The organism is Roseibium album (assembly GCF_965233825.1).
Lineage (GTDB): Bacteria > Pseudomonadota > Alphaproteobacteria > Rhizobiales > Stappiaceae > Roseibium > Roseibium album.
Map to the genome: position 1 here is coordinate 517,927 of NZ_OZ247583.1, position 16,511 is coordinate 534,437.

Sequence of the window (16,511 nt, forward strand, 5' to 3'; positions counted from 1 at the left end):
CGGCTTCCCGGCTTTTACGCCGCACGACATCACGCCAATATGGCTTCGATTTTCGAAAGCGTTGTCGCATTTACGTCAACTCCATGACCTCGGGCCGACAAACGCTTGGTTCTGCGGCCATCGCCCGGCAGATGTGCACCGTCCTGAAAACGGATCGCCTCCACGAGCTCGGCAACAGTGGACGCGAAGTTACCGCCAGCGGTTGCAGCCGGATCAATCGCGATGAAGCACTGACCGGTCCTGGGTGGGCCACCGGAGGTTCCCGAAAACGGCGAAGCGTTTATTCCCAGCGTCGCACCGGTGAGTGCAGCAGCCATGATTTCCGTCAGAAGCGCGATGCCAACACCCTTGTAGCCGCCGGACGGCGCCATCGAGCCCTTGAGGCCGACATTCGGGTCGGTTGTCGGATTGCCCTCGGCGTCGAGCGCCCAGCCGATCGGGATCGGCTTGCCTTCCCGTGCGTGTTTCATCACTTCGCTTTTCGCGATCGTGCTGGCGCTCTGGTCGATCAGAAGGGCCGGCTGTCCATCGGAACCGGGCACAGCTACAGAAAACGGATTGGTTCCAACCACCGGCTTTGCCCCTCCGGATGGCGCGATGGATGCCGGCGCATTCGTAAACCCAAGCCCGACCAGTCCCTCCTGCGCCAGACGATAGGTGTGGTATCCGAGGACGCCGCAATTGTAGCTGTTCCTGATCACCAGAACCGCCAGACCCTGTTCTCGGGTCGCGGGTACAAGCGTTTCGAAACCCAGATCAATGGCAGCATGGGCAAATCCGGTCGCCGCATCGACCGCAACGACACCCGGTTTTGGTCGCGTCAGCACCGGCGTGGCCTGTCCATCGACCTTGCCGCATCGCACGTGTTCACAGTAGATCGGGATATAGGCGAGCCCGTGGCTTGCAACACCATCTGCCTCGGTTGCGGCAGTGGCCAGGGCGAGGGCGCGCGCACTTTCTTCCGACGTGCCAGCGGCAACCAGCGCGCGAAAGGACAGGTCCTCGATTTCGGCGAGTGAAAGTGTCCGGGTTTCGGTCATCATGACACCTTTTCAGTCATTGTCGGATAGCCCGGCACCTGCGCCCAAAAGGCGTGATTCATCGGTCGCCGGAGCGTAAGTGCGATAGGCATACTCATTGAGTCTGGCCCAGCTGTCGGGATCGGGTGTTGCTCTGCTCTTGCTGCGGCAGCGTGCGGCAAGTTCTCCGCCGGTTCGAACCGTCAGTTCTTCCGCCTGAGCTGGAATACCGTCAGGGCAGCTCAGGGCAACCCCGTCGGTGATCGCGAGCTGACCGTCGATGTCGACAGTCACGCAGCATTTGTGGAAACGGGCAGCATTCGCCGCAAACGGCAGGATCACCAACGGAGCGGCAACCCGGCGCATGTGGATGGCATCCTTTGCCAGTTGATGCGCGCAGTCGGAAAGGTAGGCGCCCGCAACCAGCGGGCACAGCTCGCCATCGGCGCGCCATTCGCCTTCCTGGCCTGTCGGTGCATGATCTGCCGAGACAGCCAGCCGCCGTTCCAGCAAACCCGCAAGAATTGTCACACCGTCTTGCCCGTTTGCGCAAAGCCAGCGGGTGGCTTTGGCAGCTTCTTCGGCGCACCCCCAGGAGTACCCCGCTCCCCTTGCTGCCCGCTTCGAAGCTGCCTCGATTTCATTGAGGGAATAGCTCATCCGGCGATCTCCGGATAAATCCACAAATCGGCGGTTTCCGGTGAAAGGTCTTCAGGATACGGTGCCCCGGCATACATGCAGATTCTCACCCACCGGTCCGAGCGCGGATCAAAATGGGTTGCCCCGAAGAAAGACAGTTTCGCCCGTAACATGTCGATGGGCATGACCGTGGCGCTGATCGTGTTGTCGCGTATCTCGCCATACGGCGCGACCCGGCTCATTTGCGCCCTGCGGATGGTGTGCCGGTGCTCGGGATGGTTCAGCAGAAAACGGGCGATCGGTTCCGTGGCATCCCACGCTTTCAGTGCGGCAAATGCCTTCGCGGCATCACGTGCCGGCGCCAGGGGCTGCTCATAGTCTGTGATCGGTTCCTCGAACCTTTCCCCCATGCGAGGTTCAAGCTTTTCCTCCGAAACGTACCAGGCCCTTGCGCAATTGGTCGGGTCGGTCCAGTCAAGTTCGAATGCCCAGCCGAAACCGTCTTCCAGCAGCGCTCGAACATCGCCGACCTTCATTGACCCATCAATTCTGAAAGCGTCTGAATTGCTGTCTGCCATGCAACAGGTCAATTGATCGACGAGTTCGCCATAGGGCTCCAGAACAAGGGAAGCGACAAATTCCTGCCCTTCCTCGCTGAGCGATACCTCCGACCATTCCACGAGCTTGTTCCAGGGGTAGTCATTGCCCAGATCGGCGTCGTCGAGATAGTGCGAAAGCTTTTGCAGATCGGATTTCAATTGCCCCAGCTTGGCGAGCTGAACCGGGTGTTCAGAACGCCATTGATCGACGGAAACGGTGGTCCGTTTCAGAACATTCCTGAAGGTCTCGATGTCTTCCGGCAATGCCGTCCGGACCGAGCGCACCCGTGCGATTGCTTCTTCGCGCACCATCATCCAGTTGTTGAAAAGGACAGGGTGATTGATGATGAACGGCGCCATGCCCAACCCGGTCGAGTTACCGATTCCGAGACGACGCGCGATGATCGGGTCCAGCGAGACGGCTTGTTCGCCGCCTTTTGCGTCAGCCATATGCTGCACCAGGTCCCGGACAAATGTTCGGGTCAGATAAACGGACAGCATTTCCGCCTGAAACGGCACCTGCATTTCGCTGCGCCCGGCTATGATTTCCCGGTCCGCGGCACCGAATTTTCCGGACCCGTAGACAGCGGTGGTACGCATCAGGTAGCCGACCGCCGAGATTTGCGCGGGATCGGGCTGCAGGCCGGCTGCAAGACTGTCGACCACGTGGGTCCACAGCCGGACCGAGCGGTTCGCCCGTGACAGGGACAACTCGCATTCGCTGATGCGTCCGGCTTCCTGCAAAGGAACGTTTTGCGACAACCGATTGATGTCCGCTTCCGTCGGAATACCGTCGAACAAGGCGAATGTGGCATCCCACGCATCGGCGATCACCCGATCCGAGCGTTTTTCGGCAGGCAGGTCATGAGCGAAGGCAACCAGTGAATAGACCCGCTCCGGACCTTTCGCTGTATAGACCGCACGTCCGACGCCGTTTTCATCGATATCGAACAAGGGGCAGGAAAATTCCCAGCCTTCACCGGCCATTCGGCGGGTCAGGACACGCATGAAACTCAGGCGGCACTGGTGCAGGGAGCCAAGACGTTTCAACCGCATTACTGTTGCGGGATCGCGTCGCGGAATTTGCGTGCCGCCCGTGTTCACCGGTTTTTCCTCCCGAAGTTTTCGGCGAAGAAGCGGTACCAGTTGCCCCCCATGATACCGGAAATCTCGTCCTGGTTCATGCCGACGGAACGCAGTCCGTTCTCGATATTGCCGAAATCACGGTTGTCGCCGAACCAGTCAGGCATTGGCGGAAAACCGGGGTTTTTCGCCGAGCCCTCGCCATAATCGATTTCCTTGGTCCAGCGGCCGACCCGCATCCACTCCACGACACTATCCGGCTGGTCCTGGCAGAGGTCGGTACCGATGCCCAGATGCTGCGAACCGTATTTGTCGGCGGTTCGAGCGATCATCTCGCAAAAGCTCTGCAGCGTGCAGTCGGACTTGTCCTTCAGGTGATGCGGGTAAACCGAAAATCCAAGCATGCCACCATTCTCGGTGACTGCGCGTATGACGGCGTCCCGTTTGTTTCGAAGCGCCGGAGCCCATTCATGGGGATTGGCATGCGTAACGGCGATCGGTCGTTCAGAGAGGTCCGCGGCTTCGATTGTCGACCGGTCGGCCGAATGACTCATGTCGACGACCAGCCCGACGCGGTTCATCTCCTTGATGACCTCGCGGCCCATACGGGTAACGCCGGTGTCTTCGCTTTCATAGCAGCCTGTCGCCAGCAGCGACTGGTTGTTATAGGTCAGCTGCATGAACCTGGCGCCCAGCGTGTGCACGATCTCGACCAGCCCGATGTCATCTTCAATCGGAGACGGGTTTTGAAATCCGAAAAAGATCGCAGTCCGGTCCGTCCGGCGCGCCTCGTCAATATCAGCTGCCCACTCACCCTTCATGATCAGGTCGGGAAACAGTTCGAACCAGCGATTCCATTTTTCGAAATTCAGGACGGTTTCACGGAAGTTCTCGTGATAGGCGATCGTGACGTGAACCGCGTCCACGCCACCTTCGCGCAGTTGCCGGAAAATCTTTTCCGACCAGTTGGCATATTGCAGCCCGTCGATCCGCATCAGTCCGGGCTCCCGGCGCTGATATAGGCGGTCTTGACGGTCGTGTAGAACTCGGCCGCCGCCTTGCCCTGTTCACGCGGTCCATACGAACTGTCGCCGCGACCACCGAACGGAACGTGATAGTCTGTGCCTGCTGTTGGCAGGTTGATGGTGACGACCCCGGTTCGTGCATTGCGGCGGAAGTGATTGGCCCTGGCAAGGCTCTTCGTGGCGATCCCGGATGTCAGGCCGAAATTGGTGTCATTGACGGTCGCAAGCGCCTCATCGTAACTCCCGACCTTGATGACGCAGGTGAGCGGCGCGAACATCTCTTCTCGGTTGATACGCATGCCGTTGGTGGTGTTGAGAAACACCCCCGGGGACATGTAGAAACCTTCGTGCGGCCGTTCGAGACGCTTGCCGCCGCAGGCCAGCTCGGCGCCCTCGGACTTGCCCAATTCCACGTAGGAGAGGTTTTCCTGAAGCTGCTCCGCACTGACTACCGGGCCCATCTGGGTGCCCTTTTCAAGCGCGTGACCGACCTTCATGGCCTCGGCCCCCGCAACCAGCTTGTCGACAAAGGCATCATGCACGTTTTCGTGGACAATCAGTCTGGAGGAGGCGGTACATTTTTGACCCGTTCCACCGAAAGCGCCTCCAAGGGCCAGGGTAGCTGCAAGATCCAGATCAGCGTCGTCCAGAACAGCCAGCGCGTTCTTGGAACCCATCTCCATCTGAACCTTGGTCAGGTTCTGGATTGCAGCTGAAGCAATCCCCTTGCCGACCGGGACAGAGCCGGTGAAGGTGATGGCATTCACTTTCGGGCTTTCCACCAGACGCTGACCAATGGACCGGCCAGCGCCCATCACAAGGCTGAACAGTCCTTTTGGAATATCCTGCTTCTCGATGATTTCCGTCAGCGCGACCGCCGATGCCGGGGTCATGTTGGCGGGTTTCCAGACGACGGCATTTCCGTAGCAAAGCGCGGGTGCAATCTTCCAGGAAGCCGTAGCGGTCGGGAAATTCCAGGGAGAGATGACCGCAACGACACCGACCGGCTCGCGGCGCACGTCGACTTCAATACCGTCCCTTACGCTGTCGGCATTTTCACCGATCTGGCGAAGGCATTCGGCCGCATAGTAGGTAAAGAACTGACCGGCGCGGTAGACTTCGCCTTTGCCTTCCGCGAAAGGCTTGCCTTCCTCTCGCGACAGCAATGTGCCGAGTTCTTCGGCACGCGCCATGAGTTCGTTGCCGATGTTCATCAACACAGCCTGCTTCCGCTCCAGGCCATAGGCAGACCATTCGGTTTGCGCTAACCGGGCACGATCCAGCGTAGTGTCGATTTGGTCCGGACCTGCCTGCGCGAACATCCCGATCAGGTCGCTCAGGTCGGAAGGATTGCGGTTTTCGATCTCGTTTTCGCCGGCCAGCCATTCGCCGGCAATCAGGTTCAATTTCGTCACAACAGGTTCCAGGTCCAAAGAATTCAGAATGGAAACAGGATGGACACCAATCACAATATCAGTCAAACTCAATAAACTTAACTCTATTTCAGAAAAACTGAAGAATGGCCGTCAAGATTGAAATGCTCCGGTGCTTTTGCACGGTGGCCCAGACAGGCAGTCTTGTTGAAGCTGCAGACCGACTCGGACGCACTCAGTCTGCGGTTTCAATGACGCTCAAGCAGCTTGAAGATCATTTGGGCAAGAGACTGTTCGAAGGTGAGCGCAAAAACCGGCTGTCACCTCTGGGAGAACAGGTGTTTGAATTGGCACTCAAACAGGTGCGCCAGTTCGATCAGGCAGTACAGAGCATAGAAGCAGCCGCGAATGCCGTTCAGGGACTGATCCGGATTGTGTCCGTACCATCAGTCGCCGCCCTGCTGTTTCCGCTTGTTCTCGAGCACATGACCCGTAAATTTCCCGGCCTGAAGGTCGAACTCAGGGATACCGACACACAACAGGTGCTGGACGCCATGACGCAAGGCAAGGCCGACATCGGAATTGCGTCGGGGTATCACCCGTTGAACGGTATCAAGGCCGTCCCGCTCTTTGAAGACCAGTTTGGTCTTGTCAGCGCTGCCGATCATCCGTTGATGCTGAAGGCCGAGCCATTGACGATTGCCGATGTCGTCGCCGCTCCGTTCGTCGCAAATGCCCTGTGTGAACTGATCAGAACACCCCGGTTCCTGACCGCTGTGGCAAATACCGACGTAACCATCCACAACACACATTCACTGATCACGATGGTCAGAACCGGTGCCTGGGTCACCGTCCTGCCTCAAACGGTCGCGCGCTTCATTCCTGAATCGACCGCGTTTCGCGAAATTTCGGACCTGCCGGACAAACGGGAAGTTTTTCTCTACATCCGGGAACGTTCGCGGTTCAGGGAACTGACAGAAGAGTGCAGCAATTTCATCTTGAGAACCGAATTGCTCTGAGAACCAAAAGACGCGACCCACGATTTGCGAAATTCTGCGCAGATCATACAGAATGCACGCGTTTCCGTCTCCTGGTCGTTGTGTGAATACGAGGCGTCAAGCCGCGGCAACGTCGCTCAGGAAAACCCTGATTTCCGTTCGCAGATCCTCTGTGCTCTTCACAACTTCGCTTGTCCGGCTACCCATGTCTGCGGCAGCCGAGCTCGATTGCTGCGCAATTTCCTTCACCTGGTCCATGTCCCCCACGACAGACCGGGTCTGGTCCGCTGCTTCCAGAACATTGCCCTTGATGGCGTCGGTAGACTGTCGCCGGTTTTCAAGATCCTCGGCAATCTGCGTGGTGCATCCGGTCACTTCGCCGATATCGGCGATAATTTTTTCAATTGCCTCCACGACGCGACCCGTCCGCTCCTGAACCAGTACGACCTGGCCGGTGATCTGTTCGGTGGCCGACGCGGTCTGACCGGCAAGCGTCTTGACTTCACCGGCAACAACTTCGAAGCCCTTGCCCGCGTCGCCCGCGCGGGCCGCCTCGATCGTGGCATTGAGCGCCAGGAGATTGGTCTGATCTGCAATTGCACTGATTAGGGACACGATCTCCCCGATCGACCTGGATATTTCCGCCAGGCTTTCGATCTCGGCATTTGCAGTCGCCGCATTCTGATTTGCCGCCTGCGCGATGTCAGTGGCCTCCTGCGCGCGCCTGCTGATGGCAGTTATGTCGTTGGCCAGGATTTCAGAGGCTTCTGCAACGGCGTCAACATTTTCCGATGCACCGGACGATGCGACGGCGGTGTCCTGCGCGCATTTATCGGCACTCTGGGCAATGTCCTCCAGGGATCCGGAGGTGTTTTTCATGTGTGCAAGGGCCCCGTCGACTTCTTCAAGCAGGTCCGTCATGCGGCATCTGAAACCTTCGATCAGATTGTCGACCCGTTCCTGTCGTTCGGCAGCGGCCTGTCCCTCGAGCTGCTGCCTCTCGCGTGTCAGTTCGATCGTGCGATCGCGATAATATCCAACCGCCCGGGCGATATCCGAAATCTCGGTGTGGCCGTAAGAAAAAGGCAGGTCGGTTTCCAGACCGTCGGAATCCGCAAGCTTCCGGATGCCGCAGTTCAAGGAATGGATGCAATAAAGGATCGATTTGCTGAAGTGCCAGGCAACGGCAAATGCAAGCGCAAAGACAATACCGAGAGCCCCGGCAACTCCCCACATCCGGGTCTTGGCTTCTGTGACCATTGCCTGAAGCCGTGTTTCAAGATCCGCCAAACTGACCTGCTGCAGGTCGTTCATGGCAGCAAGAAAGGCACCGTAACGATCTTGCAAAGGGGTCAGATCAAGCGCCGTGCCGTCTGCGCCCTGCCCGACGTCGCGGGCAACGCTTGCAAGTTCTCCCTGGAAACCGCCATTCGCTCGCCGGAAAGCCTTCCCTGCCTTGCCGAATGGCGTTTCATCACCTTCTGCTCCTTCATGCATTTCTGTTCTGGTCAGGCTGCTGATCTGGTCCGCGAGTACTTTGAACTGACCGGCGCCAACAAGAACCGACATCGTGTCGGAATGGCTGAGTTCGGTCTTAGCGGCAACATTTTCGCTGTTGCGGACAACGGCACTGACCCGAACCACAAGATCCGAAAGTTGTCCCGAGACGAGTTCTGCAAGGAGGTTCGCTTCCTGAGACCGGTTCGCACGAACGCCGGACTTGTCACCAATGCAATTGATCAGTCGATTGGCCTGGGTGAGCTTCTTCGCAGGTGTTTTTGCCTGCTCATCGGGAGCGCAGGCGGGATAGGCAGCCAATACGTCGTTCGGCAAGGTGCCATCCGCCATCACGGCATCGGCCCACACAGCCTGAAGAGCTGGAAGGCCCTCAAGTTTTGCACTGTCACGCGCCAGGTCCTTGTAGGCCGATTGGATAATCCAGCCCGCACAGGCGACAATCGGTACCGTCAGAACGATCACCAGGATGAACAGTCTCTTGCGGATGGTCAATGGATGTCTCCCGAATCGCTTTGGAACGAATTGAGAGAAAACCTAGGTCGAAATTCCCAATAAATTCGAAACAGGACCGCCAAATGATGAACTTCGAATCTAAATTGTTGAATTCGTTCAGTCAGTTTGGCGATTGAGTGTACTCAGGAACAGGGTCTGGCCACTTTTCCGATTTTGTGTCAGCTGCTGCGTTCTGCGACCCGGAGATTACGCCCCCCAATTGTCCGGAAATCCCTCCTCTTCCAGTTACGACGAATTCAACAGGCCGCGGCGCATTGCTACAGGAGACTTCCCGGGAGAGAGGCTCGTTCATGTGACTCACCCCTTGGGCCTGAAGGACTTGATGTTCGCGGCCATCCTCTCCGCTTGCCCCGCGAGTGGCCTGGTCATCCCTTACCAAAGGCACACTCAGGTGGCGAAACATCAAGCCGAAAACACTTTTTAAAGGTCACCTCTTGCATGTTAGATAGATAGCATACTATATAATATTAATAGCTTGCTATATTATGGAGCGACGCATGCCGAAATTCCCGGACTTCAAATCTTTCATTCTGGCCCTGTTGATCCTTGCCGGCTTTTTCGCGGGAACAGCCGCAACTGCCGCTGATCTCAAAACAAACGAACCTGTCACCTTGATAAATGTCTTTGAGGTCCCCGCGGACCAGATCGACACGACTGTCGAATTCTGGGAAAAGTCACGTGATTTCCTTTGTCAGCAGCCCGGGTACATTTCAACGCGGCTGCACCGGGCACTTGCACCGGCTGCCAGATTTCAGTTGATCAACATTGCCATCTGGGAAAGCCCCGAAGCCTTCCAGGCAGCTATCGGCAAGATGCGCAACACCAGTGTTGACACGGATGCCCGGAATACTGTTTTCCATGCAGCTCTCTATCGGGTTATCCGGACAGATGAGGAAACCGAGTGATGTCGGGAAACTTCAGGCAGGACCGGCTGATGCACTGGGCAATCGCGGTGCTTGTTCTGGCAGCGCTTGCCTCCGGCTTCGCTATGACGAGGACTGAACCGTTTTCCCTTGCCCTTCTGCAAGCTCATTTGGGATGCGGCATCGCTGCCGGCCTGCTGACGCTGCTCCGCGTCCTGATCTGGTTCAAACGCGGCGCACCGCAACCCATTTATCCGGTTTCATCGCGGCTTCAGAAGGTGGTCAGCAGGATCGTGCACGGACTTCTGCGTCTGGTTCCACTCGCCCTGCTGGCAAGTGGGGCTGGCATGATCGCATTGTCAGGAGCTTTCCCGTCTATACGGGAGGGGACACTTCAGGGTCTTGTCGTCTTTCAGGATCTGCCGCCTCGCAATCTGCATCACATGGCCGCGTTGCTGCTTGCTGCACTGACCGCGCTTCACGTGGGGGCAGCGATCTGGCATTTCCGGAAGACCAGCGCGAAAAGCCCCTCATGACAGGCGTCAGCGGTTAAAAAGTGCCAAGCCCGGCTGTCAGAACAGCCGGGCTTGTTTTCAGTTTCTGGATGAGGCGCCGTTGGTCTAGTTCAGCCGTGACGCAGGTCCGAGATCGATCAGCTGGGTTTCGCCCGGAGCATCATCGACGCCGTCATTGTCGGTAACCAGGATCAGACGCCCGCCTGCAGTCACCGCAAGGCCTTCCGGCTTGTCCTGGACCCAGCCTTTTCCTTGCGCCAGGGCAGGAAGTATATCCATCGCAAGTCGTTTCTTGAGGATCGGAAGGGTTTCGCCGTGTGCGGCTGGCGTGATGCCTTCTAGCGATACAACAGTGACCTGTTTGATTGCGGCATCTTCGCCACCCTTGTTGTCCCGCTCAAGGATCGCGAACCGGCCGTCACCGAGCGAGACGATTTCGGACAATCCGACCCAGCCACCGGCAGCACTCTTCGGCGTGTCGAGCGGATAGTGGACGAAACCCCAGGACTTGTCGGCAGGGTTGTAGATCCCGATCTTGGTGTGACCCTTCGGATCATCGTTCCATTCCCGCTGGACAGCGACGGCAACGAGGTTCTGTCCGTCCATTTCGAATTCAGCGACCCCTTCGAACGAAAACCGCTTCTGCTGGTCGATCAGGCTCTGTGGCAACGTGATTTCTTCCTGAACTGCGCCATCGGCGTCGACTTTCAAAAGAAGATGGCCACGTTCGTTCTTCGGATGGCCTTCCGAGGCCAGCCAGAACCCGCCGTCCCGTGCGACTGCAATGCCTTCCAGGTCCAGTCTCTCCTGATTGAAGCCGGTCACGGTGGTGTAAGAGGTGATCCTTGCCGGTTTGGCGGAAATGTCCAGGGTGTATATCCGGCCGTCGTCATAGAAACTGTCGTTCACCGCGTAGAGCTTGTTGGCGTCGGACGGATCGGCAGCCAGCGCGGAGATCGCACCCCAGCCGATCGGGGCTCCCTTTTCCGGATCCATGTCGGAAACGACGGACGGATATGCCGGAGATTCAGCGCCGAACTTGTAGAGCGTGATATGCGAGCGAACATTGTCTTCCGCGCTGTCAACTTCGTTGGCGACCAGGAAGAGATCGCGCCCCGGGATGGCAAGCAATCCTTCCGGGCCGACATGGGTCGGCAGGAACTGGACGAATTCCGGCTCACTTCCCGTGTCCCTGTACACGGCAACAAAGTTGCCGCGCTCCGAGTTGACGAATATCAGGGTCTCACCGCCGAATTTGCCGACAGCAACACCTTCCGGCTCTGTTCCCTTCTTGTGGGCACGCTTTGCCGGGTAATGTCCGTGTGACATGCCCAGATGCTCCATCTGGTTGCCGCTGTCGAACAGAACGTCGCCCTTGGCACTCCAGATGGTAAAGCCGCGCGAACCGCCTTCGTAGTCGCCTTCATTGGCAGTGACGAAACGCTCGTCATCGATCCAGGCAACCGCATCAGGTTCGCGTGGAACGTTCTCGCTGCTCCCGGAGGCATCGCTCATCCGGGATTTTTTGACAGGAACATTTTCTGCCGTCGCAACACCGGCGGAAAAGTCTGCGACAACTTTGCCCGTGGCAAGGTCGACTACCGCAAGATGGTTGTTTTCCTGCAGCGTCACGACCGCCTCGTTTCTGGAGTTGATGGAAACGAATTCCGGCTCCGGATCTGACGGCGCGGTTCCGGCAAGACCGGTCAGGTCGACAAGGCGCACCGCATCGCAATTGGTCGGCGCGCCATTGCCGTCAAGATCGAAGATCGCAAGGTGGCCGGCGGGCATCTGTGGCATGACACCGTCATTCAGGTCTTCATCGCGCTCGTTCTCGATCGCGATCGCGGCATACTTGCCGTCCGCCGAAATGGCAACGCTGTCCGGCTGGCCGTTGGTGTCGCATCTGGCGATGACGTCCATGCCATCAAGCCCGATCACGGCCAGATGGCCGGATGCATTGACATAGTCCTCGCTGGTGTTGACCCCGGCATAGGCGGCCTTTTCACCAACAGCGACGGATGTCGGCTCACCACCGAGATCGACCCGCCCGATCGGTTGAATGTTCAGCGGGTTGCCCGCGTTGACGAAGACGATCGCCTCACCGGGACTGTCGGTGAACGCCAGCGTGCGGCCGTCCTTCGATGCAGAAATGATTTCGGCTACTGTCTCGGTCGCCTGGTCGACACCGTCCGGCAGGGTCTTGTAAACCGGGTAGGTATTGATCCGCTCGAAAAACTCCGCCTGCGCTGCTGACACGGCACCAAGACCGCACAGAACAGCAAGGCTGACGCTTTTCAGAAAACGTCCGCGAGGGTCCGACATTGCACTAGCTCCCATATGTTTTGGGTTGAGGTGCGCGAAAACTAGTTGGCCTCATTACAGAAAAAGTGACAATCGCATGAAGGTTGTGTGACAAGCTCACGAATAAGATATGCAGCGTTTCCAGGGTGAGGTTTCCAGAAAAAGCTGGACAAGACACCGGAATTCTCTCACGTTGCAACCCTTGCATTTTCTCGCGCAAAACGCGCGCTTCTCTATTTCGGATATTCTCATGCAGATCGGATTTGTCCGCGCCGCCCTGGTGCTGGGGCTGCTTGCCGCCGTTGGTCCTTTCGCCATTGATCTCTATCTTCCGGCGACACCCCAGATCGTTCAGGATCTGAATACGGATGACGCCGGAGCACACATGACCTTCACGGTCTATTTCATTGCCTTCGGTCTCGCACAGCTCATTTACGGACCGATCGCGGACTGGCTCGGCCGCAGACCGCCCATTTTCGTAGGGCTCGTGGTCTTCATTGCCGGTTCCGTTATCTGTGCCATGGCGACTGACATTTCCATGCTGACCCTTGGTCGCTTCGTGCAGGCACTCGGGGCTGCTGCACCGATGGTGATCGTGCGCGCGGTGGTCCGGGACCTGCATACAGGCACGCAGGCGACGAGGCTCATGGCTCTGGTGATGCTCGTAATCAGCATTTCGCCGCTGCTTGCGCCCCTGACCGGCAGTTTCATCATTTCCCTTGCAAGCTGGCGCATGATCTTCGGCGCCCTCGCGCTGATCGCCTTGCTCGCAATGGTCCTGACAGCGCTCCGGCTTCCCGAAACACTTCCCGCGGACCGGCGCAGCCCGATAAATGCAGCCGCCTTGCTGCGCAGCACCGTCTACCTGATGAAAGATGCAAGGTTCCTGGGCCTGACGATGATCGGTGGTTTCGCGCTGGCCAGCTTCTTCGTCTTCATCGCCTCAGCGCCCATGGTGTACATGACCCAGTACGCCCTGACGCCGACGGAATTCAGCCTGGTGTTCGCCGTCAATGCAGTAGGCTTTTTCGCCGCCTCGCAATTCGCGGCCGATCTCGGTCAAAAATACGGTATGGGCCGTGTTGCATTCTGGGCGGTCTGCGGATTTGCCGCGGCAACCTCGACGCTATTTGCGCTCGTCTGGCTGGGTCTCGATGATCTGCCGGTACTGATGGCCATGTTTTTCCTTGGCAATTCGTGCCTCGGACTGGTCATCGCTCCGACAATGGTCATGGCTCTGGAGGAGCACGGAGAACACGCCGGCATGGCATCGTCGCTTGGTGGAACATTTCAGATGGTTGCCGGCGGCCTCATGATTCTGATCTGCAGCCCGTTCTTTGACCGCACCGCCTTGCCGCTGGTCGGCGCTGTTGCAACCTGCGCCTTCATTGCCTTTGTATTGGCTCTGTTGACGCTGCGTCCGCAACAGGAAGGCAATGCTCCCGCCTGAGGACGTCCTCAGGCGGAGGATTTTCCGATTTCGTCCAGTCTTTCCTTGAGCGACAATTTGTCGAGCGAGGACATCGGCAAACTGATGAAAATTGCGATCCGGTTGTTGAGCATGCGGAATGTCTCGTTGAAGGCCAATCGTTTTTCGGTTTCGTTGCCTTTGGCCAACACCGGATCAGGAACGCCCCAGTGTGCCGACATCGGCTGTCCCGGCCAGACAGGACATGTTTCCTTCGCTGCATTGTCGCAGACGGTGAAGACGAAATCCATTTCAGGTGCCCCAGGCCCGGCAAACTCGGACCAGTCCTTTGAACGGAAGTCTTCAGTCTTGAAATTGAGTTTCTCCAAGAGCGTTAATGCTTCCGGCCGGACGAAGCCGGCAGGGTTCGATCCAGCAGAATAGGCCTTGAAACGTCCTTTCCCATCCCGGTTCAATATCGCTTCTGCCATGATTGACCGCGCCGAGTTTCCGGTACACAGAAAGAGGACATTAAAGACTTCGTTGGACATCATTCCCTCCAGGTACTATTCGCTATTTCCGGCAGGCAATGGCCTCCATCACCTGCGCGCAGAGTTCAGGGTGGCCACCGCAGCAATCGGCCACAAGATAAGTCAGCAATTCTTTCGTTCCATCCATATCCGCGTAGTAGCGGATCGAGCGTCCCTCACGTTCGTTTCGAACCAGCCCGGCCTGCAGGAGAACAGACAGGTTGGCCGACATGGTGTTTTGGCGAACACCCAGCGCTTCACCGATATCACCCGCGCTCATGCCTTCCGGACCTGCATTAATCAGAAGCCGGAAAACATCCAGACGTGTCTTTTGGCTGAGCGCACCGAAGGCACTCAAAGCTTCATTTATATCCATAAATCATGATATATTGATTCTTTTGCGGACAGCAAGCAAAGAATCGCCATTTGATCGAACTTTCGGTATCCGGATCCCTCATTGCGCAAACAGGCTTGTTTTCCTGCGTCCGAACTGTTGATCTGCGCTGTCGGACGACGGAAGGGAAATCATGAAAACATTCGCGAACAATTGGCTCGGTAGAGGACTTGAAAACACACCGGGATTCGCGGCCGGCAGTATTTCGCAATCACCGGGCCCGGAGCGGGAGTTCTTTGCCGACGTTACGGGAATTGAACCCTCTCCGCTGTTGAACCTCTCCGAACTTGCCTTGGAGCTTGGGGTCGGCGCCCTTTACGTGAAGGACGAGCGAAATCGTCTTGGACTGGGAAGTTTCAAGGCACTTGGCGCAGCCTATGCCATTGCGAAGCGCGCATTTGCAAAAATCGAGGCGGGCGAGACAAGTGATCCCGCAACGGCGCTTCACGGCACAACATTCGTCTGTGCAAGCGCGGGCAACCACGGACTTTCCCTTGCCGAGGGTGCGCGCATGTTCGGTGCCGAAGCCGTCGTCTTCGTCGCCGAAACGGTGCCGGAGGCTTTCGCTGACCGGTTGCGGGGCCGAGGCGCAAGGGTAGTCCGGGCTGGTGCGATTTACGAAACCAGCATGGCGGAAGCGGAACGTCAGGCTTTGGAACATGGCTGGCAACTCCTGTCTGACAGCACGTGGCCCGGGATGACCGACCCCGGACGGGACGTGATGGAAGGATATCTGATCATGGGCGAAGAAATTGAATGTCAGATACCCGAGCCGCCGACACATGTGTTTCTGCAGGCCGGTGTTGGCGGTCTGGCCGCAGCCTGCGCATTGAGCGCGCGCGCAAGCTGGGGCAATGATGTCACGATCACGATCGTCGAGCCGGAGGCAGCCCCCGCCCTTCAGGCCAGCATTGCGGCTGGCAAGCCGGTGAATGCACCCGGTCCGGTTTCAACCATGGGCCGCCTGGACTGCAAGGAACCATCGCATCTGGCACTGAAATACCTGGCCAGGCAGGCAAACCGTTTTGCGACGATAACCGACAGGGAAGCAGAGGAGACGGTGTCCTGGCTGAAAGACCATGACCTTTATACAACGCCGTCGGGAGCCGCCGGCCTGTCCGCGCTTCATCACGCACGCGGCCAGTTCGATGAACTTGGCCTGACCTCCGGGTCCAGGGTCCTGTGCTACCTCTCCGAAGGTCCCGAACAAGGCTGATAAGGATCTCCCCAAAACCAATTCTCAAGAGAGGCTGACCAGAGTCTGGGCACATAACTGGCCGTGACACCATGCGTCGCCGGCCTCGAACAGTCACATGGCAAGCCGGTGGTCGATTCAGGCACTGCCCTTGTGCGGCACAGGATGCTTGCGGGAAAAACTACCAGGGCAAAGAGCCCCGAGTGCCCGTTCAATCCCGGGTTCAAGCATGTCGTTCATGAATTTCATGCGACAATGCGAGCATCAATCGAGCGATTTCATTGTATTCCTTGTTGACTTCGACGGGATTCCGGGCAAAAACACCGCCGTCTCAAGTTTTGACGATTGCGAGCACCTGATGAACCGGCTGAAAGCCGACATTCTGGATATGATGTCCATGGCCCTTGCCAGCGCTACATTTCTGCGCGGCGAGACCCGGTCGGCTGCCGCAACCGCATTCAAACGCACAACCAAGACAACCAAAACCACCGCTTGACGGTGCCGCTCATCCCGCCTCCCCGGGGATGGGAGGCGC

The 16,511-nt window shown here is 57.8% G+C and carries 15 protein-coding genes; 6 read left to right on the top strand and 9 right to left on the bottom strand.

What is annotated here, in order from left to right; translation table 11 throughout:
- Positions 1-29: 29 nt before the first annotated feature.
- Genes ACO6TI_RS02380 through ACO6TI_RS02400 form a run of 5 tightly spaced genes read right to left on the bottom strand, consistent with a single transcriptional unit; the run spans position 30 to position 5,780 of the window.
- A complete protein-coding gene (locus tag ACO6TI_RS02380; protein ID WP_235808767.1) occupies positions 30-1,043 on the bottom strand; it encodes an Ldh family oxidoreductase in 1,014 nt (337 codons plus the stop codon).
- A gap of 9 nt (positions 1,044-1,052) precedes the next feature.
- On the bottom strand, positions 1,053-1,679 hold the full coding sequence (locus tag ACO6TI_RS02385) for a DUF3726 domain-containing protein (protein WP_422384264.1): 627 nt from the start codon (positions 1,677-1,679) through the stop codon (positions 1,053-1,055).
- Positions 1,676-3,361 (bottom strand): hypothetical protein, encoded by a 1,686-nt coding sequence (locus tag ACO6TI_RS02390; RefSeq protein ID WP_422384265.1) that lies wholly within the window; start codon positions 3,359-3,361, stop codon positions 1,676-1,678. The genes ACO6TI_RS02385 and ACO6TI_RS02390 overlap by 4 nt, the downstream gene beginning before the upstream one ends.
- Positions 3,358-4,335 carry a membrane dipeptidase gene (locus ACO6TI_RS02395; RefSeq protein WP_422384266.1) on the bottom strand — a complete coding sequence of 326 codons (978 nt, stop codon included), beginning with the start codon at positions 4,333-4,335 and terminating at the stop codon, positions 3,358-3,360. The genes ACO6TI_RS02390 and ACO6TI_RS02395 overlap by 4 nt, the downstream gene beginning before the upstream one ends.
- On the bottom strand, positions 4,335-5,780 hold the full coding sequence (locus tag ACO6TI_RS02400) for an aldehyde dehydrogenase family protein (RefSeq protein WP_422384267.1): 1,446 nt from the start codon (positions 5,778-5,780) through the stop codon (positions 4,335-4,337). Before ACO6TI_RS02400 ends, ACO6TI_RS02395 begins: the two co-directional genes overlap by 1 nt.
- A 104-nt stretch (positions 5,781-5,884) precedes the next feature.
- Here ACO6TI_RS02400 and ACO6TI_RS02405 point away from each other — a divergent pair, with 104 nt between their 5' ends.
- Positions 5,885-6,757 (top strand): LysR family transcriptional regulator, encoded by an 873-nt coding sequence (locus ACO6TI_RS02405; protein WP_055114534.1) that lies wholly within the window; start codon positions 5,885-5,887, stop codon positions 6,755-6,757.
- A 96-nt stretch (positions 6,758-6,853) separates the two neighbouring features.
- Here the strand turns inward: ACO6TI_RS02405 and ACO6TI_RS02410 are convergent, their stop codons facing one another.
- Entirely contained in the window at positions 6,854-8,746 is a 1,893-nt protein-coding gene (locus ACO6TI_RS02410; RefSeq protein WP_108874256.1) for a methyl-accepting chemotaxis protein, read from the bottom strand.
- A gap of 518 nt (positions 8,747-9,264) precedes the next feature.
- On the opposite strand from ACO6TI_RS02410, the gene ACO6TI_RS02415 reads away from it, so the two are divergent.
- Together ACO6TI_RS02415 and ACO6TI_RS02420 are read left to right on the top strand one after the other, a co-directional pair.
- A complete protein-coding gene (locus ACO6TI_RS02415) occupies positions 9,265-9,672 on the top strand; it encodes an antibiotic biosynthesis monooxygenase family protein (RefSeq protein ID WP_422384268.1) in 408 nt (135 codons plus the stop codon).
- The gene (locus tag ACO6TI_RS02420; RefSeq protein WP_422384269.1) at positions 9,672-10,166 is read left to right on the top strand and encodes a cytochrome b; all 495 of its coding nucleotides are present in this window, start codon (positions 9,672-9,674) and stop codon (positions 10,164-10,166) included. The genes ACO6TI_RS02415 and ACO6TI_RS02420 overlap by 1 nt, the downstream gene beginning before the upstream one ends.
- An 84-nt stretch (positions 10,167-10,250) precedes the next feature.
- On the opposite strand, the gene ACO6TI_RS02425 is transcribed toward ACO6TI_RS02420, so the two are convergent.
- Positions 10,251-12,470 carry an esterase-like activity of phytase family protein gene (locus ACO6TI_RS02425; protein WP_422384270.1) on the bottom strand — a complete coding sequence of 740 codons (2,220 nt, stop codon included), beginning with the start codon at positions 12,468-12,470 and terminating at the stop codon, positions 10,251-10,253.
- 229 nt (positions 12,471-12,699) lie between these two features.
- Here ACO6TI_RS02425 and ACO6TI_RS02430 point away from each other — a divergent pair, with 229 nt between their 5' ends.
- A complete protein-coding gene (locus ACO6TI_RS02430) occupies positions 12,700-13,899 on the top strand; it encodes a multidrug effflux MFS transporter (RefSeq protein ID WP_055114543.1) in 1,200 nt (399 codons plus the stop codon).
- A gap of 8 nt (positions 13,900-13,907) precedes the next feature.
- On the opposite strand, the gene ACO6TI_RS02435 is transcribed toward ACO6TI_RS02430, so the two are convergent.
- Both ACO6TI_RS02435 and ACO6TI_RS02440 read right to left on the bottom strand, forming a co-directional pair.
- Complete coding sequence (locus ACO6TI_RS02435; protein ID WP_055115531.1) at positions 13,908-14,408, bottom strand: arsenate reductase ArsC; 501 nt, start codon at positions 14,406-14,408, stop codon at positions 13,908-13,910.
- 22 nt (positions 14,409-14,430) lie between these two features.
- On the bottom strand, positions 14,431-14,763 hold the full coding sequence (locus ACO6TI_RS02440; protein ID WP_055114545.1) for an ArsR/SmtB family transcription factor: 333 nt from the start codon (positions 14,761-14,763) through the stop codon (positions 14,431-14,433).
- 151 nt (positions 14,764-14,914) lie between these two features.
- Here ACO6TI_RS02440 and ACO6TI_RS02445 point away from each other — a divergent pair, with 151 nt between their 5' ends.
- On the top strand, positions 14,915-15,997 hold the full coding sequence (locus ACO6TI_RS02445; protein ID WP_055114547.1) for a pyridoxal-phosphate dependent enzyme: 1,083 nt from the start codon (positions 14,915-14,917) through the stop codon (positions 15,995-15,997).
- Between the two features lie 337 nt (positions 15,998-16,334).
- Positions 16,335-16,472: a hypothetical protein gene (locus ACO6TI_RS02450; protein ID WP_156958709.1), complete on the top strand. Its 138-nt coding sequence runs from the start codon at positions 16,335-16,337 to the stop codon at positions 16,470-16,472.
- Positions 16,473-16,511: the final 39 nt, after the last annotated feature.

Bases quoted from the DNA above. Each gene is read 5' to 3' on its own strand.
- ACO6TI_RS02380 (WP_235808767.1), bottom strand. From the start codon at position 1,043: ATGATGACCGAAACCCGGACACTTTCACTCGCCGAAATCGAGGACCTG.
- ACO6TI_RS02385 (WP_422384264.1), bottom strand. From the start codon at position 1,679: ATGAGCTATTCCCTCAATGAAATCGAGGCAGCTTCGAAGCGGGCAGCA.
- ACO6TI_RS02395 (WP_422384266.1), bottom strand. From the start codon at position 4,335: ATGCGGATCGACGGGCTGCAATATGCCAACTGGTCGGAAAAGATTTTC.
- ACO6TI_RS02405 (WP_055114534.1), top strand. From the start codon at position 5,885: ATGGCCGTCAAGATTGAAATGCTCCGGTGCTTTTGCACGGTGGCCCAG.
- ACO6TI_RS02415 (WP_422384268.1), top strand. From the start codon at position 9,265: ATGCCGAAATTCCCGGACTTCAAATCTTTCATTCTGGCCCTGTTGATC.
- ACO6TI_RS02420 (WP_422384269.1), top strand. From the start codon at position 9,672: ATGTCGGGAAACTTCAGGCAGGACCGGCTGATGCACTGGGCAATCGCG.
- ACO6TI_RS02425 (WP_422384270.1), bottom strand. From the start codon at position 12,470: ATGTCGGACCCTCGCGGACGTTTTCTGAAAAGCGTCAGCCTTGCTGTT.
- ACO6TI_RS02430 (WP_055114543.1), top strand. From the start codon at position 12,700: ATGCAGATCGGATTTGTCCGCGCCGCCCTGGTGCTGGGGCTGCTTGCC.
- ACO6TI_RS02435 (WP_055115531.1), bottom strand. From the start codon at position 14,408: ATGTCCAACGAAGTCTTTAATGTCCTCTTTCTGTGTACCGGAAACTCG.
- ACO6TI_RS02440 (WP_055114545.1), bottom strand. From the start codon at position 14,763: ATGGATATAAATGAAGCTTTGAGTGCCTTCGGTGCGCTCAGCCAAAAG.
- ACO6TI_RS02445 (WP_055114547.1), top strand. From the start codon at position 14,915: ATGAAAACATTCGCGAACAATTGGCTCGGTAGAGGACTTGAAAACACA.
- ACO6TI_RS02450 (WP_156958709.1), top strand. From the start codon at position 16,335: ATGAACCGGCTGAAAGCCGACATTCTGGATATGATGTCCATGGCCCTT.